The organism is Paenibacillus sp. F024 (assembly GCF_057814255.1).
The window spans coordinates 1-26,053 of the sequence record NZ_JBVASZ010000023.1; the positions used below are offsets into that span (position 1 = coordinate 1).

At 52.6% G+C, this 26,053-nt stretch carries 21 protein-coding genes; 17 read left to right on the forward strand and 4 right to left on the reverse strand.

Annotation, left to right across the window (positions count from 1 at the left end; translation table 11 throughout):
* From ACZYR9_RS19925 to ACZYR9_RS19945, 5 genes are all read left to right on the forward strand, one after another.
* A partial coding sequence (locus tag ACZYR9_RS19925; RefSeq protein WP_488980217.1) for a hypothetical protein occupies positions 1 to 180 on the forward strand: 180 nt, incomplete at its 5' end.
* A gap of 74 nt (positions 181 to 254) precedes the next feature.
* Positions 255 to 809 carry a ribosome hibernation-promoting factor, HPF/YfiA family gene (gene hpf / locus ACZYR9_RS19930; RefSeq protein ID WP_488980218.1) on the forward strand — a complete coding sequence of 185 codons (555 nt, stop codon included), beginning with the start codon at positions 255 to 257 and terminating at the stop codon, positions 807 to 809.
* A 187-nt stretch (positions 810 to 996) separates the two neighbouring features.
* Entirely contained in the window at positions 997 to 3,510 is a 2,514-nt protein-coding gene (secA, locus tag ACZYR9_RS19935; RefSeq protein WP_488980219.1) for a preprotein translocase subunit SecA, read from the forward strand.
* Between the two features lie 91 nt (positions 3,511 to 3,601).
* Positions 3,602 to 4,721, forward strand: a protein-coding gene (gene prfB, locus ACZYR9_RS19940) for a peptide chain release factor 2 (protein ID WP_488980220.1) whose coding sequence is annotated in 2 segments (ribosomal slippage) — positions 3,602 to 3,673 and positions 3,675 to 4,721 — 1,119 coding nt in all. Because the reading frame shifts where the segments join, the coding sequence is not laid out codon by codon here.
* Between the two features lie 186 nt (positions 4,722 to 4,907).
* On the forward strand, positions 4,908 to 5,825 hold the full coding sequence (locus ACZYR9_RS19945; protein WP_488980264.1) for a YitT family protein: 918 nt from the start codon (positions 4,908 to 4,910) through the stop codon (positions 5,823 to 5,825).
* Between the two features lie 25 nt (positions 5,826 to 5,850).
* On the opposite strand, the gene fdhD is transcribed toward ACZYR9_RS19945, so the two are convergent.
* The 3 genes from fdhD to ACZYR9_RS19960 all read right to left on the reverse strand — a co-directional run bounded on the left by fdhD (position 5,851) and on the right by ACZYR9_RS19960 (position 9,532).
* A complete protein-coding gene (fdhD, locus tag ACZYR9_RS19950) occupies positions 5,851 to 6,633 on the reverse strand; it encodes a formate dehydrogenase accessory sulfurtransferase FdhD (protein WP_488980265.1) in 783 nt (260 codons plus the stop codon).
* A gap of 5 nt (positions 6,634 to 6,638) precedes the next feature.
* Entirely contained in the window at positions 6,639 to 8,990 is a 2,352-nt protein-coding gene (locus ACZYR9_RS19955; protein WP_488980221.1) for an FdhF/YdeP family oxidoreductase, read from the reverse strand.
* A 179-nt stretch (positions 8,991 to 9,169) separates the two neighbouring features.
* Positions 9,170 to 9,532: a Na-translocating system protein MpsC family protein gene (locus tag ACZYR9_RS19960; protein ID WP_488980222.1), complete on the reverse strand. Its 363-nt coding sequence runs from the start codon at positions 9,530 to 9,532 to the stop codon at positions 9,170 to 9,172.
* A gap of 290 nt (positions 9,533 to 9,822) precedes the next feature.
* Between ACZYR9_RS19960 and argC the strand changes: the two genes are divergently transcribed.
* The 7 genes from argC to argH all read left to right on the forward strand — a co-directional run bounded on the left by argC (position 9,823) and on the right by argH (position 18,032).
* Positions 9,823 to 10,872, forward strand: a complete 1,050-nt coding sequence (gene argC / locus ACZYR9_RS19965; protein ID WP_488980223.1) for an N-acetyl-gamma-glutamyl-phosphate reductase — start codon at positions 9,823 to 9,825, stop codon at positions 10,870 to 10,872.
* 26 nt (positions 10,873 to 10,898) lie between these two features.
* Entirely contained in the window at positions 10,899 to 12,131 is a 1,233-nt protein-coding gene (gene argJ / locus ACZYR9_RS19970; RefSeq protein ID WP_488980224.1) for a bifunctional glutamate N-acetyltransferase/amino-acid acetyltransferase ArgJ, read from the forward strand.
* 119 nt (positions 12,132 to 12,250) lie between these two features.
* Positions 12,251 to 13,042 (forward strand): acetylglutamate kinase, encoded by a 792-nt coding sequence (gene argB, locus ACZYR9_RS19975; RefSeq protein ID WP_488980225.1) that lies wholly within the window; start codon positions 12,251 to 12,253, stop codon positions 13,040 to 13,042.
* Positions 13,043 to 13,074: 32 nt separating this feature from the next.
* Positions 13,075 to 14,265: an acetylornithine transaminase gene (argD, locus tag ACZYR9_RS19980; RefSeq protein WP_488980226.1), complete on the forward strand. Its 1,191-nt coding sequence runs from the start codon at positions 13,075 to 13,077 to the stop codon at positions 14,263 to 14,265.
* 43 nt (positions 14,266 to 14,308) lie between these two features.
* Positions 14,309 to 15,265, forward strand: a complete 957-nt coding sequence (argF, locus tag ACZYR9_RS19985; protein ID WP_488980227.1) for an ornithine carbamoyltransferase — start codon at positions 14,309 to 14,311, stop codon at positions 15,263 to 15,265.
* A gap of 32 nt (positions 15,266 to 15,297) precedes the next feature.
* The gene (locus ACZYR9_RS19990) at positions 15,298 to 16,539 is read left to right on the forward strand and encodes an argininosuccinate synthase (RefSeq protein ID WP_488980228.1); all 1,242 of its coding nucleotides are present in this window, start codon (positions 15,298 to 15,300) and stop codon (positions 16,537 to 16,539) included.
* 77 nt (positions 16,540 to 16,616) lie between these two features.
* On the forward strand, positions 16,617 to 18,032 hold the full coding sequence (gene argH / locus ACZYR9_RS19995) for an argininosuccinate lyase (protein ID WP_488980229.1): 1,416 nt from the start codon (positions 16,617 to 16,619) through the stop codon (positions 18,030 to 18,032).
* A 184-nt stretch (positions 18,033 to 18,216) separates the two neighbouring features.
* Here the strand turns inward: argH and ACZYR9_RS20000 are convergent, their stop codons facing one another.
* Complete coding sequence (locus ACZYR9_RS20000) at positions 18,217 to 19,692, reverse strand: VanW family protein (RefSeq protein WP_488980230.1); 1,476 nt, start codon at positions 19,690 to 19,692, stop codon at positions 18,217 to 18,219.
* A 343-nt stretch (positions 19,693 to 20,035) separates the two neighbouring features.
* Here ACZYR9_RS20000 and ftsE point away from each other — a divergent pair, with 343 nt between their 5' ends.
* From ftsE to ACZYR9_RS20025, 5 genes are all read left to right on the forward strand, one after another.
* The gene (gene ftsE, locus ACZYR9_RS20005; protein ID WP_488980231.1) at positions 20,036 to 20,722 is read left to right on the forward strand and encodes a cell division ATP-binding protein FtsE; all 687 of its coding nucleotides are present in this window, start codon (positions 20,036 to 20,038) and stop codon (positions 20,720 to 20,722) included.
* Positions 20,712 to 21,629, forward strand: a complete 918-nt coding sequence (gene ftsX, locus ACZYR9_RS20010; RefSeq protein WP_488980232.1) for a permease-like cell division protein FtsX — start codon at positions 20,712 to 20,714, stop codon at positions 21,627 to 21,629. The genes ftsE and ftsX overlap by 11 nt, the downstream gene beginning before the upstream one ends.
* A gap of 55 nt (positions 21,630 to 21,684) precedes the next feature.
* Complete coding sequence (locus ACZYR9_RS20015; RefSeq protein WP_488980233.1) at positions 21,685 to 22,920, forward strand: murein hydrolase activator EnvC family protein; 1,236 nt, start codon at positions 21,685 to 21,687, stop codon at positions 22,918 to 22,920.
* A 95-nt stretch (positions 22,921 to 23,015) separates the two neighbouring features.
* Positions 23,016 to 24,464 carry a S41 family peptidase gene (locus ACZYR9_RS20020; RefSeq protein WP_488980234.1) on the forward strand — a complete coding sequence of 483 codons (1,449 nt, stop codon included), beginning with the start codon at positions 23,016 to 23,018 and terminating at the stop codon, positions 24,462 to 24,464.
* Between the two features lie 236 nt (positions 24,465 to 24,700).
* On the forward strand, positions 24,701 to 25,993 hold the full coding sequence (locus ACZYR9_RS20025; protein WP_488980235.1) for a PDZ domain-containing protein: 1,293 nt from the start codon (positions 24,701 to 24,703) through the stop codon (positions 25,991 to 25,993).
* The last annotated feature ends 60 nt before the right edge of the window (positions 25,994 to 26,053 follow it).

Sequence of the window (26,053 nt, forward strand, 5' to 3'; positions counted from 1 at the left end):
GAAAGGGCTGAGAAGTTTGCTTTCTCGTTATTTAGAGCTTTGTTAACCTTTTGGAACCGCCGTATGCGGACCCGCATGTACGGTGGTGTGAGAGGTCGGGGGCTAGGCGCCCCCTCCTACTCGATTGCGCATACTTTGTCGAAATATATGGGGATTTCGTCGGATTCTCGTGAAAAATAGGACTGGCAGACGGAAGGATTTTTGAAGAGGAAGGAGAATATAGTATACTGTAGGTATGAAAGGAGGAGTACTACATGAAGTTCAACATTCGCGGAGAAAACATCGAAGTGACAGAAGCGTTGAGAGACCATGTTGAGAAAAAGCTGAGTAAGCTGGAAAGGTACTTTGAAGCTCCCCCTACATCTGAAGTTAACGTAACACTAAGCGTCGTGAAAGGCATGCAGACCATCGAGGTGACGATCCCGCTTACGGGCTTGCTGCTGAGGGCGGAAGAGAAGCATGCGGATATGTATGCATCCGTCGATCTTGTGGTAGACAAGCTGGAACGGCAAATTCGTAAGGCCAAGACGAAGGCTAACCGCAAGCTCCGCCAAGAAGGCGGGATAAAGGATTTATTTCGGGTAGAACCCGAACCAAGCGCTTCCTATTCCCTAGAAGATGAGGATGAATACGAATTGGTGCGGACAAAGCGGTTTACGCTAAAGCCGATGGATGTGGAAGAAGCCATTTTGCAAATGAACATGGTAGGCCATAATTTCTTTGTTTTTGCCAACTCTGATACGGAACAGGTCAACGTGGTATATAAACGTGATGACGGGAGATACGGTTTAATTGAGCCGGCCCGGTAATCCGTTCATTTGAAAAATCCGAGCTTGCCTGAATCGCTGACGGCGCATCGTTCCGATGCCTGCGGCGCACGGGCAGGCTCTTTTTAGTAATACAGGGAAATAGAGTGGTTTGTTGCGGCGAGATGAGCAAACTGCTACAATTTAGGTTATATGATATTGTTCGATGAAAAGAAAGGGGATTAGCTGCATGCTAGGACTCGTGAAAAAAATATTTGGCGATTCAAATGACCGCGAGCTGAAGAGGATGTGGAAAGTGGTTGAGTATATCAACTCGCTGGAAGAATCCATTCAGACGCTGACTGATGAAGATTTACGCAATAGAACCAACGAATTCCGCGGCCGGCTGGAGAACGGTGAGGATCTGGACGATCTGCTGCCGGAAGCTTTTGCCGTGGTGAGGGAAGCCTCCAAGCGCGTGCTGGGCAAGCGTCATTATGACGTTCAGCTTATTGGCGGCATGGTGCTGCATGAAGGCCGGATCGCAGAGATGCGGACAGGGGAAGGAAAGACACTGGTCGGTACGCTCCCGGTCTATTTGAACGCGCTTTTGGGCAAAGGCGTTCATGTGGTTACGGTCAACGATTATTTGGCTCAACGCGACAGTGCGGAAATGGGCAAAATTTATGAATTTTTGGGCATGACCGTCGGGGTAAACCTGCAGAATCTCGGGCATCCGGAAAAGCAGCAGGCGTACGCCTGCGATGTAACGTACGGCACGAACAACGAGTTCGGATTTGACTATTTGCGCGATAACATGGTTGTTTATAAAGAACAAATGGTGCAAAGGCCGCTATATTACGCGGTCATCGACGAGGTCGATTCCATTCTGGTCGATGAAGCCCGTACACCGCTGATTATATCCGGACAAGCCGCCAAATCCACCGACATGTATATGACGGCCGATAATTTTGTTAGGCGTTTGAAGGAAGAAGAGGATTATGTTATTGATGTGAAGCTGCGCTCGGTTACATTGACGGAGGCAGGGGTGGAGAAAGCCGAAAAAACGTTCGGCATTGAGAACTTATTCGATCATGAGCATGTGACGTTAAATCACCATATCCAACAAGCGTTGAAGGCGCATGCCATTATGCGTCTTGATGTGGACTATGTAGTAAGTGAAGGCGAGATCGTCATTGTTGATGAATTTACCGGACGCTTGATGACGGGCCGCCGTTACAGCGAAGGGCTTCACCAAGCGATCGAAGCTAAAGAGAAGCTAAAAATACAGAACGAGTCCATGACGCTGGCGACGATTACACTGCAGAACTATTTCCGGATGTACCGCAAGCTGTCGGGGATGACGGGTACGGCGAAGACAGAGGAAGAAGAGCTGAAGAAGATTTACGGGCTGGACGTTATCGTCGTTCCTACCAACAAGCCTGCGATCCGTCAAGATTTGCCGGACATTGTATATAAATCGGTGGGCAGCAAGTTCCGTGCGGTAGTCAATGAGATCGTAGAGCGCCATAAGAAAAACCAGCCGGTGCTGGTCGGTACGGTATCGATCGAGAACTCCGAGCGGTTGTCTGAAATGCTGAAGAAAAGAGGCGTAAAGCATCAGGTTCTGAATGCAAAATATCATGCCGAGGAAGCGGAAATCGTATCCCGTGCGGGACAGCCTGGTGCGGTAACGATCGCCACCAATATGGCGGGACGCGGAACCGACATTATGCTCGGAGATGGGGTAGCCGAAGTCGGCGGGCTGCATATTATAGGTACAGAGCGCCATGAAAGCCGACGGATCGATAACCAGCTGCGCGGACGTGCCGGACGTCAGGGCGACCCGGGCTCTTCCCAGTTCTACTTGTCGCTGGAAGACGACCTGATGCGTAGATTCGGGGCGGAGAACATCATGGGAATGATGGAGCGTCTTGGCTTTGAGGAAGACCAGCCGATTGAGAGCAAGCTGATTTCCAAAGCCATCGAATCTGCACAAAAGCGTGTAGAAGGCAACAACTTTGACGTACGGAAGATCGTTCTTCAGTATGACGATGTGATGAATCAGCAGCGGGAAATCATCTACAAGCAGCGCCGCGAGGTGATCGAATCCGAAAATATCCGGGATATCACGCTCGGAATGATGATGCCGGTCATCGACCGTATTGTTGAAGCTCACTGCCCTGATGATCAGGTGCCCGAAGAGTGGGATCTGCAGGCGATTGTCGATTACGCCAACGGAACATTTCTGCATGAAGGCCAGTTGACGGCCGATGAGCTGTGGGGTAAAGAAAAAGAAGAGATCATCGATTACATGAAGGATCTCTTGAGAAGGCTGTATGAAGATCGTGAGCGGGAGATCGGTGAAGAATTCATACGTGAATTTGAGAAGGTCGTTGTGCTCCGTGCGGTCGATAGCAAGTGGATGGATCATATTGATGCGATGGACCAGCTTCGCCAAGGAATTCATCTTCGCGCTTACGGCGGTACGGATCCTTTGCGCGAATATCAATTTGAGGGCTATGAGATGTTCCAGGAGATGATCCAGAACATCCAGGAGGAAGTGGCCACTTACATCATGAAGGCTCATGTAGAGACGAACCTCGTGCGTGAAGCAGTGGTCGAAGAGCATGAGATGGCTACCAACAGCAGCGACGGAGAGCCTGCGCCGAAGAAGCCTGTCGTGAACGAAGACAAGATCGGACGTAACGACCTTTGCCCATGTGGCAGCGGCAAAAAATACAAGCAGTGCCATGGAGTTTAAGAAATAAAGAAAACAGGACGTCGGAAAGGGAGGTCGGGGGAATCGCTCCGGTCTCTTTTTCTGCTAAAACTACGGATAGAGGTGTGTTTACATGTTAGAAGCAGATGTGAAGCGCGATTTACAAGAAACGGCCAAGCGATTGGCTGAGCTTAGGGGGTCTCTTTGACTTAGATCTCAAGCTGGAGCAAGTGGCTGACTATGAGGAAAAAATGTCGGCTCCCGATTTTTGGGACGATAACGAGCGCGCGCAAAAGCTGATTGCGGAAGCCAACGGAGTTAAGAGCGTAGTCGATCAGTTTCAGTCGTTGGCTTCCGAATACGAAGATCTTGAGGTGCTCGTGGAGCTGATGCAGGAGGAGAAGGATGAAAGCATGGCCGGCGATATTACGGCCGGGATCGCCGCTCTCGTCAAGAAGCTTGAGGATTTTGAGCTGCAGCTTCTTCTCAGCCAGCCGTATGACCGGCTCAATGCCATTGTGGAGCTGCATCCGGGTGCGGGCGGCACGGAATCGCAGGATTGGGCCGAATTGCTGCTTCGCATGTACCGCCGTTGGGCGGAGAAGAGAGACTTCAAAGTGGAGGTGCTTGATTATTTGCCGGGTGACGAGGCCGGTGTGAAGAGCGTAACCCTGTTGATTAAGGGGTATAATGCTTACGGCTATTTGAAAGCGGAAAAGGGCGTTCACCGGCTGGTGCGCATTTCGCCGTTTGATGCTTCCGGACGCAGGCACACGTCGTTTGTTTCATGCGATGTTATGCCTGAAATCGATGACGACGTGGAGATCGAGATTCGAACCGAGGATCTTAAGGTGGACACGTACCGTTCCAGCGGCGCGGGAGGACAGCACATCAATACGACCGACTCGGCCGTGCGGATTACGCACATTCCGAGCGGCGTCGTGGTCAGCTGTCAAACGGAGCGCTCGCAGATCAAAAACCGGGAACGTGCGATGAAAATGCTTCGGTCCAAGCTGTACGAGAAGAAAATTGAAGAGCAGCAGAAGCAGCTGGCGGAAATCCGCGGGGAAGTTTCCGATATCGCCTGGGGGAGCCAAATCCGTTCGTACGTCTTCCATCCGTACAGCATGGTGAAGGATCACAGAACGCAGGCGGAAACCGGAAACATAGGCGCCGTGATGGACGGCGATCTCGATCCGTTTATTGACGCTTATTTGCGCCAGCAAATAGCGAAGCCGGAAAAAGAAAGCTGAGAAAACATAAAACGGAGTTTCCAAGCTCATCCTACACTAGAAGTGCAGAAAGCTTCCTGCAAACCTCAGACGTGATTTGAAGACGGGGCTTGCAGGAGGGAAGCTGCGGCGGAGTGTAGGATTTTTTGCATGATGCAGGAGGTGTGGCGGATGCAGGCTGCCGGGACAGATCAGAGCGTGACTCCCATGACGAGAGCAAGCAAACACGGTTCCCGCCGCAGGCGCGGCGCCCGTAGAGGCGCGGGAGGCGGGTGGAATCAACGTCTGCTGGAGTATGTGCTTTTGCTGCTTGGGTCGGCGATCATTGCGGTCAGCTTTAATGTATTTTTGAGTCCGAATCAGGTTGCCTCAGGCGGCGTGTCGGGCATCAGCATCATTGTGAACAGCATCATGGGCATTGAACCGGCGCTGACGCAATGGGCGCTTAACATTCCTTTATTTCTGGCGGGTACATTCCTGCTGGGGAAACAATTCGGCGTGAAAACGGCGGTCGGCTCCGTGGTGCTGCCGTTGCTCGTCTTGCTCACGCGAGATCTGCCGTCGCTGACGAATAATATCCTGCTTGCCAGTATTTATGGCGGTGTACTTATCGGCATTGGGCTCGGACTGGTGTTTCGGGGAAGAGGATCAACCGGCGGTCTGGATTTGGCTGCGCAAATATTGCATAAATATACAGGTATCACTCTGGGGCTCTGCATTGCGCTGCTGGATGGTCTGGTCATTGTCACCGCGGGCCTGCTGATTTCTCCTGAGAAGGCGATGTATGCGCTAATCGGGTTATTCGTAACGAGCAGAACGATTAATGTGGTGCAAGTGGGCTTAAGCTACTCTAAAGTGGCATTTATCATATCAGAGTCGGAGCAAGCGCTGAAGGAGGCCATCCTCTATGAACTCGACCGGGGTCTGACCAAGCTGCAAGCTACGGGGGGCTACACGGGAGAGGAGCGGACAGTATTTATGGTTGTCGTAGGTCAGACGGAAGTGAGCCGGCTCAAAGAGCTGGTACGCCGGATCGACCCCGGCGCTTTTGTCATTCTGAGCGATACGAACGAGGTGCTTGGAGAAGGCTTCAAGCTAAACGGAACAGGAGGAACCAGCCCATAAAAGGGCCGGTTCCTCCTGTTGTTGTTTATGCTAATCGCTCCGGATGCGAGTACACGTTAAACGTACTCCCCCTAATAAATCCTATAACGGTGATGCCCAGGTCATCGGCAAGCTCCAGCGCCAGATCGGTAGGCGCCGATTTGGAAAGGAGAATGCCAACGCCCATCTTGGCGGTTTTGAGCAGCACCTCCGAGCTCACCCGGCCGCTGAAAGCGACGGCGGTATCCTTCATGGATATGCGCTCTCTCAAGCAGTGCCCGTATACTTTGTCAAGCGCATTATGGCGGCCGATATCGGTCCGGGTGACAAGCAGCTTCTCTCTGGAGCAGAGCGCCGCATTATGAACCCCGCCCGTCTGGCGGAAGACATCGGAGCCTTCCTGCAGCTGGCGGATCAGCTTGAGGCACTCGTCAGGAGTAATGCGTGAACGGGTCATCACGGTTTTGGCTGTCCGCACATCGCTGCGCAGATAGAACTGCCGGCTTTTGCCGCAGCACGATCCGATGACGCGCTTGGAATGATCCATTACTTTTCCGCGCTCGGGATAAAGCAGCGTTACATCGGCGAATCCCCGGCTCGCATTGAGCTGCAGGCCGGTCACCTCGTTGGCTTCCCGGATGACTCCTTCGGAAGCTAAAAATCCGAAAACCATATCCTCCATATCGGAGGGAGTGCATACGATGGTGGCGAATTCTTCTCCATCCAGTCGGATGGTTAACGGCGTTTCTTTGGCGATAGGGTCTTCCTGCTCGTTAAGCTGTCCCCCGTCATAACGCCATACTGTTCGAGTCGAAACCGATACATCCACGGCCGTCACTCACTTTCCATCTCCAATTCGTCAATTCTGCGCTCGACATATTTGGTGTCTTTAAATGCATGATACGTTTCTGCCTTTTCCACGATTACCGTGGTGTTGTATTCCGGAATCCCCGCATGCGGTTCATAGACGCCTTTTGGAATGACGACGTTGCCTTCAGGCCAATGAACTTGGATATTGCCGGATCTGACATCAGCCCATTTGGCCCGTCCATGGAATACGCCATACTTATTATATACGACGATGGCATCGCCCTCTTGCAGCTGCTGTGCCTTGCCGTCCTCCGCATTCATCAGGACGTCGTAGCGGTCCGCACCGTTGAATGGATCGGTTTCGCTGTAGATCATGGAATTGAACTGCTTTCCGCGGCGGGTGGTAACAAAGTAATGGCCTTCCGGCTTGCGCAGCTCAGGAAGCTCAATTGGGAGCAAATTCCCGCGTCCGTCCGGCGTAGGGCAAATGCCATCCTCGCAAAGCCATGCTCCGCCCCATTGGAATACGTCACCCCGTTTGCTCAGGTGCTGAATGCCGTCGTAATTTGGCGCAGCCTTGGCAATTTCCGCACGGACCGCGGCAGCGTCTTTAAACTGGATCAAATGCGCCTGATCAGGCTTCACGCGTGAAGCCAAGTCTACATAGATTTCCCATTCCGAACGGGCTTCAGGCATGCGAGGCCCGTCGATTTCAGGGGAGAAATACACCATGCGCTCCGTCGACGTGGAAGTTCCGCCGCCAGGCTGCTCATAGCGGGTCATGGCAGGCAGGACGATAACCGTTTCTTTGGCATCCACCAGCGTAGAGGTATTCAGCATAATGTCTTGGTGTACCCGCAGCTCTACGTTTTGCAAGCAGCGTTCGACGAAATCAGGGTCCGGCATAGTTTCCAGGAAGTTGCCGCCCGAAGTGTAGAACGCCTTCAGCTTCCGATCGTGATCATTCGGTAGCAGCGCATTCTCGAGCGTGACTCCGACGATATCCCCCTGCCATTCGGGCAGCTTGAAGCCCCAAATCTCTTCGATTCTTGGGATGTCGGCGCCTTTAAACTCTCCGCCAGGCAAGCTGAACGGGTCCGCTCCCATCTCGCCGGAGCCTTGTACGCCGCTATGTCCGCGGATCGGCATGAGCCCGCAGTGCTCACGGCCAAGGAAGCCCCGGAGCAGCGCGAGATTAGCCACCTGCGAAATGTTGTCCGTACCGAAGCGGTGCTGCGTCAGTCCCATGCTCCATACAAAGACAGCCGATTTGGCTTTGGCAAGCAGCAGGGCGAATTCGCGCATTCTCTCACGCGAGAGTCCGGACGATTGCTCGAGTAAAGTCCAATCCTGCTTCATGACATGTGCCCGCAGCTCTTCATAGCCGTTCGTGTGTTCCTGAACGAAGGCCTTGTTTACGGCAGAACCGGGAGCAGTCTCCTCCATCTCGAACCAGTGCTTCATTACACCGTTCATAAAGGCGATGTCCCCGCCGATGTTTACCTGATAGAAATCATCGGTAATCTTGGTTCCGAACAGAGCGGATTCGCCTACGGACGGAATCCAATATTGATCCATAGCCGGCTCATGGTAAGGGTTGATGGCAATGATCTTGGTCCCTTTCCGCTTGGCTGCATACATATACTTGGTGGATACCGGCTGGTTGTTTGCGGCAACGCTGCCCCAGAACACGAGTACATCCGTACCGATCCAGTCTTTGTAGTTACAGCTTGACGCCCCGATACCGACCGAACGCTTCAAAGCGGTCTTGGACGGAGAATGACAGATCCGGGAGGCGTTGTCGATATGATTGGTGCCCAAGAAACGGGCCGCTTTGGCGGCGACGTAGTAGGATTCATTGGTAATTCCGCGAGCTGTTAAGTAAAAGGCCAGCTGCTTGGGATCGATATTGCGGATTTTTCCGGCAATCGTATTCAGCGCCTCGTCCCAGGACAAGCGGCTAAACCGGCTCTCTCCGGCCCGGCGGATTAAAGGATAAGGTATACGGCCCAGTTTACGAAGCTCCGTGCTGTCCAGCTTGCGAAGCTCTTCAATATCCGAATGCAGCGTTTGTTCAGGAATAGCCGGCATCGTATTAAGCCGCAGCACGTTCAGCCGCGTCGTGCACAAATGAGGCCCCTCCAGCGTCTGGTCTCTCAGGCCGGATACCCCCAGCGCACAGCCGTCGCAAACACCCTGAGTCAAAATACGAAAGGCATAGGGAAGCTGGTCGCGATTATCCCACACGACTTTTAAAGTGTCCCGTATATGCCGGGGCTTGATCCGGTTAAGACCAAACGGCATTTTGCTGGCCCAAAGCTTAGGGTCTGGACGGCTTGGAAGACTGATGCGTCCTGAATGTTTCGTTTTACCCATGAATAATTACCACCTTGTATGAAATTTTGGATGAACGATGGAATGAAAAAAGCCGCAAAGATTCTTCTCCCCATGTCCATTTGTCGGAATAAAGGATGGAATCTGTTGCGGCGGTTAGTCTTGAGCAGGTTCGCTGCCAAGTGCCAACGGCACGTATATTTTGGTGTGCGTATTCGACTCTAGGACGAGCTGAATTTTTTTTCGATATCCTGATCGAATACAAAAATGCTCATGCCTACATCTTTGTCCAAATCGATGTCAAGAAATAAATCGACAAATTGTGCGCCCAGAAGCTCTTCGATTTCGATAGGGCGGTGAGTCCGGTACATCTCCTTGATCATTTCCGTCCGTGCCGTGCGAAGCACATGCTTGCCGTCGCTTGCGGAAGCGATAAATTTCTCCACGGGGGACAGATGTCCCTCCATCTCGCAGATGGCCCAGTTTTTGCAAAAGGTGGTGCGGATCTCGCGAGGCCCTTTTCCTATGTGACGTTTACGAAACGCCTTCACCAAATTACTGAATTCGGCTTCCGTTTTATTCATTCCGAACAGCTCCGTTTGTGGCAACGTTTTCTCCAAGACTATTTTATCACTGCGGATAGCTGTTTTCAAGATAAAAAAGGCCATCTTGACTTCAGCGGAGACGTTTCTCTTGATTGAGCCGCCATAGTGGGTTACGATGAGGAGGGGAATCATGTTTAGTCGCCCAAAATGCTTGATTTTGCAGGGGTATCATCGCGGAACAGGCCCTATATATAAAGGAAAAATACATTGAATTATTATACTCTAGAATGTATAATAATACATAGTTTTTATGTGGAGGGAACGGAACCATGTCTACGAAATTAAGAGCGGCCATTATCGGTTCTACGGGCTACGGAGGGGTAGAGCTTATCCGGCTTCTGCTGGCTCATCCGCATGTGGCCATTACTTCGGTGATCTCGTCTTCCAGCGCAGGCGCGCCGATCGCGGACGGATATCCGCATTTGAATCAAATTCTGACCGATAAGCTGGATGCCGTGGATGTCGATTTGATTCGGGAGAAGGCGGATGTTGTCTTTTTGGCGACGCCGCACGGCGTAAGTACGGAGCTGTCGCCGAAGCTTTTCGATGCGGGGTTGAAAGTGATCGATATCTCCGGCGATTTTCGTCTGAAATCGGGCGAGGCTTACGAAACTTGGTACAAACACAAGCCTGCAGATCCGGCTTATATAGAAAAGGCGGTTTACGGACTGGCCGAGGTGTTCGCTGATGACGTGCGGGGAGCGGATTTTATTTCCAACCCCGGATGCTATCCGACCGCAACGCTGCTGGGTCTGGCGCCGATTGCCGCAAGCGGCTGGATGGACCCGAAATCCGTCATTGCCGACGCCAAATCGGGCGTTTCGGGAGCGGGCCGCGGACTCAGCCTGACGGTTCATTATTCGGAAATCAATGAGAACTTCCTTGCTTATAAAGTAAACAAGCATCAGCATACCCCGGAGATTGAGCAAACGCTGAGCCGCATTGCCGGCGAGGAGATCGTCATGACGTTTACGACGCACCTCGTTCCGATGACGCGCGGAATCTTGTCGACGATTTATGTAAACCTGAGAGAACAGCACAGCGAGGACGAGATATTCGATCTTTACCGCAAGTACTATGAAGGACGCCGATTCGTCCGTATTCGTGACAAAGGCAAGTACCCGGCAACAAAGGAAGTATGGGGCTCCAATTACTGCGACATCGGCTTGTCCCTTGATCCGCGGACGGGTCGTTTGACGATTATATCCGTTATAGACAATGTGGTAAAGGGCGCAGCCGGGCAGGCGGTCCAAAACTTGAATTTGATGATGGGCTGGGATGAAACGACGGGTCTTGCGTTCACCCCGGTGTATCCATAAAGCGCTAAGGAACGGTGAGGAGAAGGATGGCTATGTTAGGCAAGGAATCGTTCGTGATCGTATCGGAAGGGTCCGTCACGACACCGAAAGGTTTTCGGGCAGGCGGTCTGCATTGCGGACTGAAGAAGACGGAGCGCCATGATCTTGGCGCGATCGTGTGTGAAGTGCCGGCGCAGGCGGCGGGCGTATATACGCTGAACCAGTTTCAGGCTGCTCCGCTGCGCGTGACGCAGGAGAGCATTGCGCAGGGAGGCATGCTGCAGGTCATGCTCGTCAACAGCGGAAACGCGAATGCATGCACCGGACAGCAGGGCGAGGATGATGCCCGTGCGATGCGAACGGCGGGTGCCAAGACGTTCGGCGTGGCCGAGCATCTGGTCGGCGTCACATCGACAGGCGTGATCGGCGAGCTGCTCCCGATGCCGAAGGTGCTGAGCGGAATCGAAAGGCTTCCGGCGGGGGTGAAGACTGACGGCGGGGATGATTTTTGTCAGGCGATTCTGACAACGGACCTGGTGAAGAAGGAGATCTGCGTCAGCCTGACGGTGGACGGTCGCACGGTACATATTGCCGGCGCGGCAAAGGGTTCGGGCATGATTCATCCGAACATGGCGACAATGCTCGGGTTTATTACGACCGATGCCAACATCGAGAGCGCAAACCTGCAAAAGCTGTTGAATGATGTTACGGATTCCACCTTCAATATGATTACGGTTGACGGCGATACGAGCACGAACGATATGGTCGTCGTCATGGCCAGCGGCCTGGCGGGTGGCGAAAGCCTGACTCCGGAGCATGAAAGCTGGCCGGCGTTTGCGGCGGCGTTCAATTATGTCGGCGAATATTTGGCCAAAGCGATCGCCCGCGACGGCGAAGGCGCAACCAAGCTGATTGAGGTGACGGTAAGCGGGGCGGCATCCCGAGAAGCGGCGCGTGCGATCGTCAAAACCGTGATCGGTTCAAGTCTGGTCAAATCCGCCTGCTTCGGCGCGGATGCGAACTGGGGGCGCATTATTGCAGCCGTCGGCCGTGCGGGGCATCCGGTGCAAACGGAAACGGTAGACATCCGACTTGGCGACATTGTCGTGCTGGCGCAGTCGCGTCCGGTGAAATTCGATGAGGACCGGGCGGCCGAATATTTGAAGGGCGAGCTTGTGCAAATCCATGTCAATCTGAATATGGGCGATCAGACCGCCACCGGCTGGGGCTGCGACTTGACGTATGATTATGTGAGGATCAACGCAGCTTACAGAACCTAGTTTGCAAAACGCGTGCAAAGGGTATAGAGAAATAAGGAAGCAACCAGGGTATATATTTGCGGCCTTGTCTTGTTGAATGGCAAAGGATACGGCCGATTCATAAAGGGGAAACGGTTCGGATGAGCAATTGTTTTGTAATGAAATGCGGCGGCAGTACATTAGCGGCGCTTCCGGATGGATTTTTTGAGGATCTGAAAAGACTGCAGGAGGAAGGCCTGATCCCGGTTATCGTCCATGGCGGCGGTCCGGCGATATCGGACACGCTGGGGAAGCTGGGCATTGAGACCGAATTTGTAAACGGGCTGCGTAAGACGAACGAAGCGGTACTGGATGTAGTCGAAATGGTGCTTGCTGGACAAATTAACAAAGAAATCGTCCGCAAAATTCAGCGCTCCGGAGCCAAAGCGCTCGGATTATCCGGAGTGGACGGTCACCTGATTGAAGCGGCGCCTGTGGCAAACGCGCATGAGGTCGGGCTCGTCGGCGATGTCACGCAGGTGAACGCAGAGCTCGTACAGGGAATCGTGGACATGGGCTATATGCCGGTCATCGCGCCTGTAGGAATTGGAGCTGACGGCGGCCAGCGCTATAACATCAATGCCGATACGGCGGCGGGGGCGGTAGCCTCTCATATCGGCGTGGAGCGGATGATCGTAGTGACGGACGTGCCGGGAATTATGAAAACCGTAGACGGAGAGAAAAAGGTGCTCCCTTCGGTGACCGTAAAGGAAATCGATGAGATGATCGAAAGCGGCGAGATTTATGGCGGGATGATCCCGAAAGTACGCGCAGCGGTGCAGTGTATTCAAGGGAAGGTGCGCGAGGTTGTGATCGTTAACGGAGCCGAACCGCAGGTGTTGAGCAAAGCGCTCAAGGGCGGCGGCATCGGAACGCGGATTGTCAGGGAATAAAAGAACCTTTTTATGATAAAGGAGTGATCAGCATGGGAGAGTCTCAAAGCGCATTGTTTCCGAATTACGGACGTTACCCTCTTACCTTTGTGAAGGGGGAAGGCAGCAGGCTGTGGGATGAAAACGGCAAAGAATATTTGGATCTGATGTGCGGGCTGGCGGTGACCAACCTGGGGCACGCTCCGAAGCAGGTGAAGGAGCGTCTGAAAAATCAGGTCGATACGCTCTGGCATACGAGCAACCTGTTTCATATCCCGGATCAGCAAAAGCTGGCCGAGCTGCTGGTAGCCAACAGCTGCGCGGATGCGGCGTTTTTTTGCAACAGCGGAGCGGAGGCGAACGAAGCGGCGATCAAGCTGGCGCGGCGTTACTTTCAGAAGGTGCTCGGCAAGCCGGAAAGCTATGAGATCATCACCTTCCATATGTCTTTTCACGGACGGACGCTGGCTACGCTGACGGCAACCGGGCAAGACAAGGTGAAGGAAGGCTTCCTGCCGCTGCCGGAAGGCTTTGTATATGCTCCTTTTAACGATGCGGAAGCTTTAGAAAAGCTGATCAGCAGCCGGACGTGCGCGATTATGCTGGAGATGGTGCAGGGGGAAGGCGGCGTGAATCCGGCGGATGCGGCGTTTGTCAAGCGGGTTGCAGAGCTGTGCGAGCAGCACGGACTGCTGCTGATCGTCGATGAGATTCAGACCGGTATGGGCCGTACGGGCAAGCTGTTTGCCTATGAGCATTACGGGATCGAGCCGGATGTGATCACGCTGGCCAAGGGCCTGGGAAGCGGGATGCCGATCGGTGCGATGCTCGGCAAGGAGAAGCTGCGCGAAGCGTTCTCCCCAGGGAGCCACGGCTCCACGTTTGGCGGCAACTATTTGTCCACGGCGGCAGGCGTTGCTACGGTGGAGACGATTCTCGAAGAGAAGCTGTCGGACCGGGCGGCTGAGCTTGGCCGCTACATTGTCGGCGAGCTGGAGCAAAAGCTGGCAAGCAACCCGCTTGTAGAGCAGATTCGCGGGCTGGGACTGCTGATTGGCATCGGGCTTAACCGACCGTCGGCGGACCTGATTAGCGAGCTGCACGAGGAGGGCATACTCGTCGTATCGGCGGGACCGAACGTGATTCGTTTGGCGCCAAGCCTCTTAATCTCCAAAGAGGACCTGGATCGCGGCATTCATGCGATCTGCACCGTTTTAGCGAAAAAGGCCGGGGCTGCGGTTTAATCTTTACGTTGGTTTTACGGATAAACAGAAAGGGGATGTTTCCATGCCGGGAGCAACCGAACAGGATATGGCGGTTCAACTCAAAGGACGCGACTTCATCGGATTGGTGGATTACGCGCCGGACGAGATTCAATATTTAATCAATTTGGCTGTTGAATTGAAAAAGAAACAAAAAGCGGGAGAGGTGTATCAGCCGCTCAAAGGAAAAACGCTCGGGATGATTTTCGAAAAATCTTCGACCCGGACCCGGGTTTCTTTCGAAGTCGGGATGTACCAGCTGGGTGGTCATGCGCTGTTTCTCAGCAAGAACGATCTGCAGATCGGGCGCGGGGAGACCATTCAAGATACGGCACAGACGATGTCGCGATATCTTGACGGCATTATGATTCGTACCTACGCTCACCGCACGGTAATCGAGCTGGCCCGGGCAGCCACCGTTCCGGTCATTAACGGCTTGACGGATTTGTCGCATCCCTGCCAGGCATTGGCCGATTACCAGACGATCTTTGAGAAAAAAGGCCGTCTGCAGGGGCTCAAAGTAGCCTATATCGGCGATGGGAATAATATGGTACACTCTCTGTTAATGGGGGCTGCCAAGCTCGGGGTGAATTTTGCGGTGGCAACACCCGAAGGCTATGAGCCGGATCAGGAAGTGCTCGATATGTCCCGTGATATGGCTTCAAAAATGGGCGCCAGCATCTACGTTGGCACGGATCCCAAGGAAGCGATTGCCGATGCCGATGTCGTATACACGGATGTATGGGCCAGCATGGGCTTTGAGGCGGAGCAGAAGGATCGGGAGATCGCGTTCAAGAATTATCAGGTGAACGATGAGCTCGTGAAATACGCGAAAAAGGACTATCTGTTCATGCACTGTCTGCCGGCGCATCGCGGGGAAGAAGTTTCGGAAAGTGTGATCGACGGGCCGAACTCGGTCATTTTCGATCAGGCGGAAAACCGTCTGCACGCGCAAAAAGCGGTCATGGCTGCAATTATGTAGAATAGCTTAAACGTTAGGGGAGCGAAAAGCGTATGGCAAAGCAAAAAATTGTGTTGGCGTATTCGGGCGGGTTGGATACGTCGATCATTTTGAAATGGTTGAAGGAAACGTACGACGCGGAAATTATTGCTTTTACCGCTGATATCGGACAGAAGGAAGAGCTTGACGGCCTGGAAGAAAAAGCGCTGAATACCGGTGCTTCCAAAGTATACATCGATGACCTGCGCGAAGAATTTGCTCGCGACTTCATTTATCCGATGTTTCAGGCGGGTGCGCTGTACGAAGGACAATATTTGCTCGGTACGAGCATCGCGCGTCCGCTGATCGCTAAGCGGATGGTCGAAATCGCCCGCGCGGAAGGCGCTACAGCGATTGCGCACGGCGCTACAGGCAAAGGAAACGACCAGGTTCGTTTCGAGCTGACGGCTGCTGCGCTGACTCCTGACATTGAAGTGATTGCGCCTTGGCGTCTGGAGCAGTTCCGCGAGCAGTTCCCGGGACGCGCAGAAATGATCGCTTATGCGGAAAAGCACGGCATTCCGGTTACCGCATCGGCTGCCAAGCCGTATTCGATGGACCGCAATCTGCTTCATATCAGCTATGAGAGCGGCGTATTGGAGGATCCGTGGTTTGATGCCAGCGCGCCTGAAAATAAAGACATGTACCTGCTCAGCGTGGATCCTGAGGATGCTCCGGATCAAGCGGAATATGTAGAGCTGGAGTTCGAACAGGGCAACTGCGTAGCCGTTAACGGCGAGCGGATGATTCCGCTTCACGTCATGGAGAAGCTTAATGAGCTCGGCGGCAAGCACGGCGTAGGCCGCGTCGATATGGTGGAGAACCGCTTTGTGGGCATGAAGAGCCGCGGTGTGTATGAAACACCAGGCGGAGCGATTTTGTTCACTGCACACCGTAAAATGGAGTCGCTCACGATGGACCGGGAAGTCATGCATTTGCGTGATTCCCTGATCGCGCGTTATGCATCGCTCGTGTACAACGGCTTCTGGTTCGCGCCTGAACGTTTGGCTGTACAAGCGCTCGTGACCGAAAGCCAGAAGAACGTAAGCGGCACGGTTCGTCTCAAGCTGTATAAGGGCAATGTTATTGCCGCCGGCGTGAAGAGCCCGGTGAGCTTGTACAATCCGAACATTGCGACAATGGAAGCCGATCCGACTCAAGCGTACAATCAAGGCGACGCTACCGGCTTTATCCGCCTGAATGCGCTGCGTTTGCGCGTAGCCTCCGGCGTAGAGCAGCAAAACGCAGGAAAATAAATTGAATGCGGTCAAGAGCTTAGGGTTTTCCGCCTCGGAAAACCCTAAGCCTATGTATATGAGGAGGGAGCAACGACGTGTCTAAGCTTTGGGGTGGACGGTTTACGAAAAAAACAGACCAACTGGTAGAAGAATATACAGCTTCCATCATGTTCGATAAGGAGCTTGCCGAGGAGGACATTCAGGGCAGTCTTGCGCACGTGACGATGCTGGGTAAATGCGGTATTCTTACGCAGGAGGACGTAGAGAAAATCAAAGACGGCCTGCTGAAGGTACAGGGCATGATTCGCCACGGTGAAATGGAGTTCTCGATCAGCGATGAGGACATCCACATGAATATTGAGAAGACATTGATCGACGAGGTGGGTTCTGTCGGCGGCAAGCTTCATACCGGACGCAGCCGAAACGACCAAGTGGCGACGGATATGCATCTGTGGCTGCGCAAGCGCGTAGTCGAATTTATCGGGCTTTTGAATAAAGTGCAGGAGGCGCTCATCGGACAGGCCAAGCAAAATTTGGATACGATTGTGCCGGGCTACACGCATTTGCAGCGGGCGCAGCCGATTTTGTTCGCTCATCATCTGATGGCGTATGTATCGATGTTCCAGCGGGATATCGAGCGTTTGCAGGATAGCTACAAGCGCGTGAACGTGCTGCCGCTTGGGGCGGGCGCTCTGGCGGGGACGACGTTCCCGATCGACCGCCATTTCGTAGCCCAGCAGCTCGGCTTCGAAAGGGTGTACGAGAATTCGCTGGATGCGGTCAGCGACCGCGACTTTATTATCGAGTTTCTGTCGAACGCGTCGATGATCATGATGCACTTGTCGCGGCTAAGCGAGGAGTTCGTGCTTTGGTCCAGTACCGAGTTTCGGTTCATTGAACTTGACGATGCATTCTGTACGGGCAGCAGCATCATGCCGCAAAAGAAAAATCCGGACGTACCCGAGCTCGTCCGCGGCAAAACGGGCCGCGTGTACGGCAACCTGTTTGGTCTCCTAACGGTACTGAAGTCGCTCCCGCTGGCCTATAACAAGGACATGCAGGAAGATAAGGAAGGCATGTTCGATACGGTCCGCACCCTGCAGGGCGCTTTGCAGCTGTTCGCACCGATGATTGCCACAATGAAAGTGAACAAGGAGCGGATGCGGCAGGCGGTGAACCAGGATTTCTCCAACGCAACCGATATTGCGGATTACTTGGTGAACAAGGGCATGCCGTTCCGTCAAGCGCATGAAGTCATCGGCAAAACGGTGCTTTACTGCATTCAAAATCAAAAGTATCTGCTTGATCTGAAGCTGGAGGAGTTTCATCAATTCTCCAATTTGTTTGATCAGGATATCTACACTGTGCTGCAGCCGGAAAGCGTCGTAAATGCACGCAATGTCTATGGCGGCACGGCAGAGGCTCAGGTGAGCGGAGCGATCGAGCGTGCGGCAGCCGTTCTGGCCGGATCGACCGCATGGTTTGAAGAATATTACGAGAAAAGCAGATAAGAGAAGCGATCGTCTAACGGGGCGCCGCGGCCGGATCAGGGCCGATGGGCGCCCCATCGTGTTTTCGGAGGTCAGGCGCTGCAGGTGTGCTCCATAGCTGCCCGCCGGTTAACAGAGACGCGCTGCTTTACCCAAGCTCCCTCAACCGGCTTGAATAGCCTGCCCGGTCTATAGATTCCATCATCTACTGGAAATGAGGCCCTTTAATGCCATCCTCGATCAGAAGCTCAGGCTTTTTGGCTCCGGGGGAAGGCGAAGAACGGTCGCCTGCGCCCGATCCGTTGTTGGATGCCATGATGGTGGGCTGGGCGGCATAGGTATCGCGAGACAGCCTCTCTTGGGAAACCAATTTGCCGTTTTGCTTCTTATAGCGATACGTTTCGACGATATAACCGGGCTTGCCTGTGGAAATCAGTTCCTTTGAGCCTACCTTCAAGGCTGGATTCAGGACATATTTGACCGGAGGTTCAAGTGTCTCAACCGTTTTCGATTCGATCTCATACGTAATGTCCGGAGGCGTTTGGCCGAACAGCTTCACGGTCAGGCTGCGATGGTCCGTTCTCGTTCGGATGAGCAGCGCATGCTCCGTGCTGTTTCGAAACTTGAAATTGATGTGCCCGCTCGCAAAGGTGGCATCTTGACCCAGCGGTACGTAGCTGACCGGCAGCGAGTGGTTTCGACGTTCTACAACGGTAAGTCCGGCCCTCAGCACAGCGTTGTACAATGTAGACGACACCTGGCATATTCCGCCGCCTATGCCGGGGACGAGATTGCCGTTGACAATGACAGGCGCTTCTTTAAATCCAAACCGTTTTTCGGTTTGTTCGATATAAGGAGCATAGTCGAACACTTCACCCGGCTTCAGCAGGACGTCCTGAAGAGAAGCTGCCGTGGACCTGACGTTATGTACCCGCCCTTCATTGCTCACTGTGGGCGACGGGTTAAGAGGGAAATGGGTTGTAAATTCGCTGATTTTTCGAACGATTCCTTGCTCTTGCAGCGTCAGCAGCGTAATTTGGGGTTCAACGGTTCGCATAGGAACGTCAAGCGAAAGCGGCTGATTTGCTGAGCCGCACAGCGCCTCCCAAGAGGACAGCGCCTTTTCCAGCTGCTCTTTCAGCTTTCCTTCATCGATCTGCTGTACCCGAACTTCCGGAGTGTAGCGAATGGTGTCATCCGGCTCAATCACCCGTTGGGCATTGATCGGCTGACGAGCATATATCTCACCAAAGACCTCCTTCAAATCGTCTTGAAAGTGTTCTTCCTGTAAGCCGGGATTCAGCGCCCAAACCGAATGGCGAATCTGCCAGCGGTACATCGCACGCCGAAACGGAGACCCCTGGATTAGCGGCTCAAGACGAGCCTGCACCTCCTGAGTATTCATCTCCAATCCAAGCTGCTCAAGCGTTCGTTCCGCGGACAGGCGTCCTCCTTCGACGTTTAACCGAATTTTGAACTCCGACAGTTTTTCCTTTTTAGCCTCCAGCTGTTTTGTAAATTCAGGCAAAGTTAGACCGCCGATGATCCAATTTCCGATTCTCACATCGTTTGGAATACGCTGCAGCGAGCCGTAAATGACAATCGTCAGGCAAGCGGATAAGGATAGTGTCAGGATACTAATCCATATCCGGATTAGCAGACGGGAATTTGTATAGGCCATCCGTAAATCTCCTTTTTCACAAAACCTCAACTGTTCCCTTCATAGTTATGCGGCCAAGCTCGGAAACTTGCCACAAACCTATAAGGTGCCGGCAAAGAGCCGAAGCGGCGGAAGGTGCCGGATGATGTGCAGATTCGTCGATTTTGGTTTTTTTTCGCCTTCCCAAGCCGGCGGATAACTAAAATTTTTTCTAAATGTGACAATCTGTAGAAAATCGGAAGAGGTATAAAGGATTTTGTGTTCTTATGTCGAACTATTATTAGCTGGTAGGATTCTGTCCAACTTCTTAGTTCAAGCTGCCCATTGCAATGGGTAAAACTCGCAATATTCAGGATGTGATACCGTGATCGAAATGCAGGACGTTTGGAAGACATATCCAGACGGGACCCACGCCTTACAAGGCATCAGCGTCAAGGTAGACCAAAGCGAATTTGTTTATGTCGTCGGCCCGTCCGGTGCCGGTAAATCGACGTTTATGAAAATGATTTATAGAGAAGAAAGACCCAGCAAAGGAACCATTTTCGTAAATGGGTTCAATTTAGAAAAGCTGAAACAGCGTAAAATCCCGTATGTCAGGCGAAATATCGGCGTCATATTTCAAGATTTTCGTCTGCTGCCGAAGCTTACGGTTTTCGAGAACGTGGCTTTTGCGATGGAGGTTATTGAGGCGCCCAAAAAAATCATCAAGAAGCGTACGCTTGAGGTGCTTGAGCTGGTCCGCTTGAAAGATAAAGCAAACTCGCTTCCGACACAGCTGTCGGGAGGGGAGCAGCAGCGTGTGGCTATTGCCCGGGCAATAGTCAATAAGCCATCCGTCATCATTGCCGATGAACCAACGGGGAATCTGGACCCGGACACGTCGTGGGAGATCATGAAGCTGATGGAGGAGATCAATTTTCGCGGTACCACGATTGTCATGGCAACGCACAACAAAGAGATCGTGAATACGATGCGCAAGCGGGTACTGGCTATCGAGTCGGGCAAGATCGTACGTGATCAAACGAGGGGTGAATACGGCTATGAAGATTAGCACGGCCGTAAGGCATCTCCGGGAAGGCGGTAAAAACGTTATTCGAAACGGCTGGATGTCGTTCGCCTCGATCAGTTCAATATCCATTTCATTATTTATCCTGGGAGTCTTTCTGCTTTTGACGCTGAATGTCAATTTCTTGGCGCAGCAAATCGAATCGCAGGTAGAAATACGCGTTTACATGGAAATCAATACTTCGGAACAGCAAATCAATCAGCTGCAAAATGAGATTGCGGCTATACCGCAAGTCAATAAAGTCAGTTTCGTATCCAAGGAAGAAGGGCTTGTCTTTCTTCGGGAAAAGCTTGGCGAGGGCGGCGGCCAGCTGCTGGATGGTTTTGACGGGGATAACAATCCGCTGAATGACTCGTTTACCGTCGAGGTGTCGGAGCCAAGACAAGTGGCCACCGTGGCACAGCAGATCAACAATCTCAACAATGGCAAGCCGGAAAAGCCGATTCAGCGCGTCAGCTACGGCCAAGGAACCGTAGAAACGATGTTCAAAATTACTTCCATTGTTCGTAACGTAGGGCTTGCTATTGTAGCGGGGCTGGCTCTGACCGCCATGTTCCTGATCGCCAATACCATCAAGCTGACGATTGTGGCGCGTCGGCGCGAAATTTCGATTATGAAGCTGGTGGGGGCTACGAATGCTTTTATCCGGTGGCCCTTCTTCATTGAAGGGGCGCTGCTCGGAACCATCGGCTCGATCATCCCGGTAATCATTCTGCTTTACGGTTATTGGCAGATGATGCAGTCGATTCAACTCGATTTGAATCTGCTCCTCATTGAATTGCTTCCTTTTGAGAGCATTCGTTGGGAAACGGCGGGTCTTTTGATCGGTATAGGTGTTCTGATCGGTATATGGGGCAGTACGCTGTCCGTTCGGAAATTTTTGAAGGTATAACGCTATAGCCACCAAGACTTGACTGAAAGGTTGAAAAGTCGGAGGAGGAACTGTATTGAAGAAGTCTTTATTACCGCTTGTCGCAGCCGCCGGTTTATTAGGCACATTGCTTGTACCGCAGTCCGGTTTTGCCCTTTCGGAATCCCAGCGGATTCAGCAAGAGCTTAATCAGTTGAAAAAGCAGGGAGCTGCCTTGCAGCAAAAAGCTGCGCAAACGGAGAAACAAATTGCACAAGTACAGCAGGAGAAGCAGCAGACAGCGAGTGATCTCAATGTCATTCTGCAGCAAATCGATGCAACGAACAAAAAGCTGAATCAGCTGCAGGATCAAGAGGATAAGGTCACCGCTTCGCTTGAGGAAAATGCGGTGCAGCTGGATGAAGCGGAAGAGCGTATCTCCTCCCGTGACCAAATGCTCAAATCCCGGTTAAGGCTGATGTATATGAACGGCGTCGTTTCTTATGCCGATGTTTTGCTCAGCTCGACCAATTTCACCGATTTTCTCGACAGGCTGAATGCGCTGAAGTCCATCGTGAATCAGGATAAGGAAATATTGGAAGCGAACAAGCGTGACCGCGACCTCGTTGCGGAGAAGCGTGTGGTGATTGAAAAGCAGTTTGCCGAGGTAACAAACTTAATTGCGCAATCGAACGCCATTAAAGCCGAGCTTGATGTGAAGGAGAAACAAAAGCAAGTCAAGATTGCAAGCTTATCCGAACAGGAACGAGTGCTTGAAGATACCAACCGGGAAGAAGAGCAGCAAATGCTGAAGCTGGCCAGGGACGAAGCGGCGAAGCAGCAGTCGCTTCAGCAGGCGAAGGCTAAAGAACGTGCGGCGGCAGCCGCATCGGCGGCCAAGCCGGGATCAAGCGGTTCGGCTTACACATACAGCGGAGGCAAGTTCGCCTATCCGCTGCCGAACGTAGTCCGGATGTCATCGGATTACGGGACGCGAACCGATCCGTTCACAGGACGCAAGGCGACGCATAGCGGTATTGACCTTCCCGCCCCGGCCGGTACAAGTATCCTGGCTGCGGAAGATGGCGTAGTCATTTTGGCTGGTTGGTGGAGCGGCTACGGAAATACGGTCATTATCGACCATGGCAAAGGTGTTTGGACGTTGTACGGACACATCCGAAACAATGGGATCGTTGTGAAGAAAGGCGATACCGTCAAACGCGGACAGAAGGTAGCCGAGGTCGGCTCTACAGGCCGGTCTACCGGGAACCATCTGCATTTTGAAGTGCGGGTTAATGAATCGACTGTAGATCCAAAGCCGTATTTGCGCTAAATCCAGCTGTTCATAAATAGGCAGAGCTTGTCATAAACTAGAAAGACAAGTTCTTGCAAGAAGCAGGGAACAGCAAAGGCGGTGTGGGGACAGAAATGAATTTCAAAGGACGAACGGTACTGGTATTCGTTTTGTTGTCGATGTTTGCGGGCAGCATCATGACGCTTACGATTGTACATCCGTCCATTTTTGCTTCGGTTGGGAAAGAAGCAGGATTGCGGACGGATGTTCAATCAGGGCTGAGCTCTAAGGACCTATCTAAGATCGCAACAACATACCAGTTGATTGAGAGCAAGTTTTTAACGGAGGTCGACCACGAGAAGATCGTGAACGGGGCCATTAACGGCATGCTGTCCACGCTGGAAGATCCGTTTACGGTGTACATGGATCAAAAGGAAGCGCAGCAATTTGACGAGAATATCACATCTTCATTTCAAGGCATTGGAGCCGAGGTCACCTCCGAGGACGGAAAAGTAGTCATTGTTTCTCCGATTAAGGGTTCTCCCGCGGAGAGAGCAGGTCTTCATGCGAACGATGTTATCTTTTCGGTAAACGGCGAGAAGCTGGAGGGGCTGTCTCTGAACCAAGCGATTATGAAAATTCGCGGTCCGAAAGGGACACAGGCCAAGCTCGAGATTTTAAGAAGCGGTTCGCCTGAACCTATACCGATCATCGTCGTACGTGACGATATAGACGTGGAGACGGTCTATGCGGAAATGCTTCCGGGGCAGATCGGGAAAATCGAAATCCGGCAATTTGCAAGCAACACGGCCGGGCACTTTAAGGAAGAGTTGAAAAAATTAGAAGATCAAGGCATGAAGGGTCTTATTATTGATGTAAGAAATGACCCAGGCGGCTTGCTTTCGGCGGTGGTGGAGATCGTAGAGCCATTCATCCCCAAAGGCAAAACGATCGTTCAGATCGAAAACCGGAGCGGAGAGCGTGAGGAAACCAAGTCGCAGGGAGAGGGTAAGCCTTATCCGGTTTCGGTACTCATCAATAAAGGCAGCGCCAGTGCATCGGAGATCTTGGCCGGAGCGCTTCACGATTCGGCGGGAAGCAAGCTGATCGGCGAGAATACTTTCGGTAAAGGTACTGTACAAGTGACCTTCGAGAAGGAAATGGGCGACGGCAGCAACATCAAGATGACTGTTTATAAATGGCTTACGCCAAACGGAACATGGATCCACAAGAATGGAATTGCACCCAACATGACGGTAGAACAGCCGGCATATTTCAAGGTCGCACCGCTTAGCAAAAAAGAGACGTTAAAGCCGGATATGAACAACGAAGACGTCAAAAGCCTTCAGATTATTTTGCAGGGGTTGGGCTTGAATCCTGACCGGACGGACGGGTACTTTAGTGAAAAAACGGCTCTCGCCGTCAAAGCGTTCCAGCGTATGAACAGCCTTCCGGTCACCGGGGAAGTGGATACGGCAACGGCCGGGAAGCTGGAGAAAGCCATCTTGGAAGCGATCCGGGATTCCAAGAACGATCTGCAGCTGAAGGCAGCCGTGGATTATATGCATTCGGTAATCAAATAAGAATTCGGCGTTATTGGCCATCGGCAAATTCCGGCTGACGGCAGGAAAAGCGAAATCGGCGTCGAAATGATATGAAGAAGGCGGGCTTTCGGAACGGAGCCTGACCTTCTTATCTTTGTGTTCCGGAAAGAGTATCGAAAAAGATTCTGATACGGCACCCGAAGCACGTTAACTAACGCTCGAGTTCTTCATAGAACACCGGAGCCGTTTATCCTTATTTGGTGAAGGAGCAGGCCATGGACTGGATTATGGAATTGGTCGTTCAAGGGTATCATGCTCTGCTGCAATTGTTCATGCACCCTTTTTACTATGCAGGAATATTGTTCATCCTCTTGCAATACCGCAGGCAAATTGCGTTGGAGCGAAAGATGTTCTCCACTAAGCTGCATTCGCTTCTGTCGGAGACCTGGCGAACCGTACTGTGGGGATGGATCGGAGGCATCGCCGCTTCCGTAATCATGGCCGGGGCGGGAGCTGCGATTGATGCCCGCGCTGTGCTGCTGATCTGGTTGATTTCTTTGCTGCTGATTTTAATACGTGTGAGGTTTTTATGCTGGGCATATGCCGTTGGCGTCATCGGTGTGCTGCAGGCGATCGTTCTCGCGGTTCCGGCTTTGCAGGATAGCGGCGCGTCGTGGGCTTGGCTCACAGAATCTTTACTTGATCTGAATATGCCGTCCATGTTGGCGCTTATTGCCATACTCCATTTGGTAGAGGCGATACTGATTCGCCGTCAGGGATCGCGAATGGGTACGCCGATGTTTTTCGAGAGCAAGCGGGGTAAAATCGTTGGAGGATACCAGCTTCAAGGCTTTTGGCCGGTGGTGCTGTTTCTGCTGGTTCCGGTGAACAGCCCTGGAGCCGGACCGCTTCCGTGGACACCGCTGCTTGGGGGAGATTTATGGAATAGCGGCTGGACAATCATCGGCTTCCCTGTCATGATCGGCTTTACGGAGATGACGATGTCCAGACTTCCCAAGGACAAGGTCAAGGTCAGCTCGAATCGGCTTGTGCTGTATTCCGCGATATTGCTGCTGCTTGCAGGAATGGCTGCAATATGGCCGGTGCTTACGGCTGCCGCTTGCCTATTGTGCATTGCCATGCATGAGGCGTTGATCGCCTACAGCCACTGGGATGAAGCAAGGAGAACTCCGTTGTTTGTACACAGCAGCAAGGGCCTCACCATATTGGGGATTCTGCCCGGAAGTCCGGCTGAGGAAATGGGACTTAACGCGGGCGAAATCGTTCATAAAGTGAACGGTGTGCCTGTACGGACCAAGCAGGAGCTTCATCTGGCCATGCAGCAAAATTCAGCCTTCTGTAAGCTGGAGGTGTTGAATTTGGAGGGGGAAAGCAAGTTTTTGAAACGGGCTGTGTTCTCCGGGGATCATCATCAGCTGGGGATCATCCTCGCTCCGGATCAGGATGCGCTGCATTACGCTGAGACAACACAAACCTCGATCTGGGCATATTTTAGCCGTAAGCCCGCAGGGTTGAATCATAATAAACGGAATTCAGAGTCGATCTAAGAAAAAAACAAGTAAGAAAGGCGCTTCCGATCTCCTGCCAAAATAGGGAAAGGAAACGCC

Excerpts from the sequence above, each read along its gene's own strand:
- hpf (WP_488980218.1), top strand. The coding sequence starts at position 255 with ATGAAGTTCAACATTCGCGGAGAAAACATCGAAGTGACAGAAGCGTTG.
- secA (WP_488980219.1), top strand. The coding sequence starts at position 997 with ATGCTAGGACTCGTGAAAAAAATATTTGGCGATTCAAATGACCGCGAG.
- ACZYR9_RS19945 (WP_488980264.1), top strand. The coding sequence starts at position 4,908 with ATGACGAGAGCAAGCAAACACGGTTCCCGCCGCAGGCGCGGCGCCCGT.
- ACZYR9_RS19955 (WP_488980221.1), bottom strand. The coding sequence starts at position 8,990 with ATGGGTAAAACGAAACATTCAGGACGCATCAGTCTTCCAAGCCGTCCA.
- ACZYR9_RS19960 (WP_488980222.1), bottom strand. The coding sequence starts at position 9,532 with ATGAATAAAACGGAAGCCGAATTCAGTAATTTGGTGAAGGCGTTTCGT.
- argC (WP_488980223.1), top strand. The coding sequence starts at position 9,823 with ATGTCTACGAAATTAAGAGCGGCCATTATCGGTTCTACGGGCTACGGA.
- argJ (WP_488980224.1), top strand. The coding sequence starts at position 10,899 with ATGGCTATGTTAGGCAAGGAATCGTTCGTGATCGTATCGGAAGGGTCC.
- argB (WP_488980225.1), top strand. The coding sequence starts at position 12,251 with ATGAGCAATTGTTTTGTAATGAAATGCGGCGGCAGTACATTAGCGGCG.
- argD (WP_488980226.1), top strand. The coding sequence starts at position 13,075 with ATGGGAGAGTCTCAAAGCGCATTGTTTCCGAATTACGGACGTTACCCT.
- argF (WP_488980227.1), top strand. The coding sequence starts at position 14,309 with ATGCCGGGAGCAACCGAACAGGATATGGCGGTTCAACTCAAAGGACGC.
- ACZYR9_RS19990 (WP_488980228.1), top strand. The coding sequence starts at position 15,298 with ATGGCAAAGCAAAAAATTGTGTTGGCGTATTCGGGCGGGTTGGATACG.
- ACZYR9_RS20000 (WP_488980230.1), bottom strand. The coding sequence starts at position 19,692 with ATGGCCTATACAAATTCCCGTCTGCTAATCCGGATATGGATTAGTATC.
- ftsX (WP_488980232.1), top strand. The coding sequence starts at position 20,712 with ATGAAGATTAGCACGGCCGTAAGGCATCTCCGGGAAGGCGGTAAAAAC.
- ACZYR9_RS20020 (WP_488980234.1), top strand. The coding sequence starts at position 23,016 with ATGAATTTCAAAGGACGAACGGTACTGGTATTCGTTTTGTTGTCGATG.
- ACZYR9_RS20025 (WP_488980235.1), top strand. The coding sequence starts at position 24,701 with ATGGACTGGATTATGGAATTGGTCGTTCAAGGGTATCATGCTCTGCTG.